The organism is Thermoactinomyces intermedius (genome assembly GCF_013912365.1).
Lineage (GTDB): Bacteria > Bacillota > Bacilli > Thermoactinomycetales > Thermoactinomycetaceae > Thermoactinomyces > Thermoactinomyces intermedius.
In genome coordinates, this window is sequence record NZ_JACETT010000088.1 from 1 (window position 1) to 2,851 (window position 2,851).

Annotated in this window: 4 protein-coding genes; all 4 read left to right on the forward strand. The window is 46.2% G+C overall.

The window, feature by feature from the left end:
* Positions 1–156 precede the first annotated feature (156 nt).
* The gene (fadR, locus tag H1R82_RS14230; protein WP_181731953.1) at positions 157–741 is read left to right on the forward strand and encodes a fatty acid metabolism transcriptional regulator FadR; all 585 of its coding nucleotides are present in this window, start codon (positions 157–159) and stop codon (positions 739–741) included.
* Positions 742–771: 30 nt separating this feature from the next.
* A complete protein-coding gene (locus H1R82_RS14235) occupies positions 772–1,551 on the forward strand; it encodes an electron transfer flavoprotein subunit beta/FixA family protein (protein ID WP_181731952.1) in 780 nt (259 codons plus the stop codon).
* 19 nt (positions 1,552–1,570) lie between these two features.
* Positions 1,571–2,557 carry an electron transfer flavoprotein subunit alpha/FixB family protein gene (locus H1R82_RS14240; protein ID WP_181731951.1) on the forward strand — a complete coding sequence of 329 codons (987 nt, stop codon included), beginning with the start codon at positions 1,571–1,573 and terminating at the stop codon, positions 2,555–2,557.
* Between the two features lie 173 nt (positions 2,558–2,730).
* On the forward strand, positions 2,731–2,851 hold a 121-nt coding region (locus H1R82_RS14245; RefSeq protein WP_220272550.1), incomplete at its 3' end, for a thioredoxin family protein.

Consider the following 2,851-nt stretch of genomic DNA (forward strand, 5'->3'; position numbering starts at 1 on the left):
CAAAAAGAATGCATAAATTTATCTTGAAAATTTCTATAATAGGATTAATTTGATATAATAAAATCTGTTCAAATCAATTGACAATTGAAAGCGGTTATCCTAAACTAAAAATTGAATGAATAGTCATTCATAAAAGGCCGGAGAGGATTTGGAGAGATGGCTAAAAGAACCGGGGAAAAATATGAAGCAATCATTGACGCTGCAGTAAGAGTGATTGCCGAATATGGTTATCATAATGCCCAGATATCTAAGATTGCCCGTGAAGCCAAGGTGGCTGACGGCACCATCTATCTTTATTTTGAAAACAAGGATGATGTCTTGGTTTCACTGTTTGATGAAAAAATGGGTTCCTTTATCAGCCAGGCCGAAAAAGAATTGAGTCAAATCACATCCCCTGAAGAGCAACTGTACCATTTGATCAAACTCCATTTCGAAAACTTGGAAAAAGACCGCAAATTGGCACTGGTTACCCAAATCGAACTGAGGCAGTCCAATCCGGAAGTGCGAAAAGGAATCAACAATATCTTAAAGAGGTACTTGGATATCATTGACAATGTCATTTTAAACGGAAAAAAGGCGGGTGTGTTTCACGAAGATCTGGATGTGCGGATTGCCCGCAGAATGGTGTTTGGAACCTTGGATGAAACGGTGACATCTTGGATTATGAATGGTTTTAAATACAGCCTGTTGGACCAGATCGACGAGATTCACCGTTTATTCATTCATGGGATGAAGAAATAAAAAACAGCCGATAACAAGGGGGAGTGGAAGATGAACATTCTCGTTTGTCTCAAGCAGACGTTTGACACCGAAGAAAAAATCACGATTGAAAATGGTCAGATCAGTGAGGATGGCGTCGAGTTTGTGATCAACCCTTATGATGAATATGCGGTGGAAGAAGCCGTCCGCCTGAAAGAAGAGCACGGCGGGGAAGTGACGGTCATCACCATCGGTCCGGAACGGGCTGAACAAGCACTTCGCACCGCCATGGCCATGGGGGCGGACAAAGGAGTCATTGTCGATACCGAAGATCTTGATGAAGAACTGGATGAACATTCCGTCGCCCAAATCCTGGCTGCGACGATCGAAGAAGAAGACCTGGAATATGACATTATTTTGTGCGGATACATGGCTGTGGATGACGGGTCTGCCCAAGTGGGGCCCAGACTGGCTGAATTGCTCGGGATTCCCCATATTTCCACCATTACCAAATTGGAAATTGAGGGCGAAAAAGTTTCAGTGGAAAAAGACGTGGAAGGGGATGTTGAATACATCGAATCAACCCTCCCGATTTTGGTGACGGCACAGCAAGGATTGAATGATCCTCGTTATCCTTCGCTTCCCGGAATTATGAAAGCCAAAAAGAAACCGCTTTCCCGTTTGGATCTGGATGATTTGGACTTGGAAGAAGAAGAGATTCAGGCCAAAACCGAAACGACCGAAGTATTCCTGCCGCCCAAAAAACAAGCAGGAAAAATTTTGGAAGGCGAGTTGGAAGATCAGGTAAAAGAATTGGTTCAATTGTTGCACTCTGAAGCAAAGGTGATTTAACAGCGAGGAGGAGCGAATCATGAGCAAACATGTATTGGTTCTTGCAGACGTGCGTGAGGGGAAACTCAGAAATGTGACATTTGAATCGCTGGCAGCGGCAAAACAGGTGGCAGAAGGCGGGACGGTCACCGCCACGGTTTTCGGCAGTTTTGCCAAAGATTTGGCGGAACCGCTGGCCCATCATGGTGCCGATAAAGTGATCGTTGTGGAAAACGGCGAATTGGATCAATATACCACGGATGCTTATTTCCAAGCCTTTAAAAAAGTGATTGAGCATGTCAACCCGGATGTGATTTTTACCGGCCACACGGCGGTGGGAAAAGATTTGTGCCCGCGCATTGCGGCCCGTTTGGGTTACGGGTTGATCAGCGATTGCACCCATATTGAGGTGGAAGATGGAAAAGTTGTCTTCACCCGCCCCATCTACGCAGGGAAAGCGTTTGTGAAAAAAGTGGTGAAAGACGGCGTGATCTTTGCAACATTCCGCCCCAACAATATTCCAAAGGAAGAGCCGGATCCCGGCCGTACGCCGGATGTTGAGGCGCTCAGCGTGGATCTGGACAAAGATTTATTGCGGACCATTGTCAAAAATGTGGTTAAAAAAGCTTCGGACGGCGTGGATTTGACCGAAGCACGCGTGGTCGTCTCCGGAGGTCGCGGGGTGAAAAGTGAGGAAGGATTCAAACCCCTGTACGAGCTGGCGGATGTATTGGGAGGAGCCGTCGGCGCTTCCCGGGGGGCTTGCGATTCCGGATATTGTGACTATGCGTTGCAAATCGGTCAAACCGGTAAAGTGGTGACCCCCGATTTGTACATTGCCTGTGGAATTTCAGGAGCAATCCAGCATTTGGCGGGGATGTCCAACTCCAAAGTCATCGTTGCGATCAACAAAGACCCGGAAGCTCCGATTTTCCAAGTGGCGGATTACGGCATCGTCGGCGACTTGTTTGAAGTGGTTCCGATGCTGACGGAAGAGTTTAAAAAGTTGTTAAGTGAACAGCAATAAGGAATGATACTGGATTAGGATGGAAGAGCACTCCCCTTGTGCTCTTCTTTTTGGTTTACTAACAAAATGACTTGGTACTTTTTTTTCTAAAGTGGTATACTACACTGTGAAAGCCAAAGATGTTTTTGGTTTGGATCATGATGCGCAAGCAAAATTTAAGGAGGCAGTAACGAATGGCAATCGTGGAAATTACGGATGAAAATTTTGATAAAGAAGTACAAAGCAAAGAAGCGGGGACCGTTTTGGTTGACTTTTGGGCTCCGTGGTGTGGTCCGTGCCGCATGCTGGCACCCG

What these genes read in the sequence shown, in the direction of transcription:
- H1R82_RS14240 (WP_181731951.1), top strand. Translation starts at nt 1,571, where the DNA reads ATGAGCAAACATGTATTGGTTCTTGCAGACGTGCGTGAGGGGAAACTC.
- H1R82_RS14235 (WP_181731952.1), top strand. Translation starts at nt 772, where the DNA reads ATGAACATTCTCGTTTGTCTCAAGCAGACGTTTGACACCGAAGAAAAA.
- fadR (WP_181731953.1), top strand. Translation starts at nt 157, where the DNA reads ATGGCTAAAAGAACCGGGGAAAAATATGAAGCAATCATTGACGCTGCA.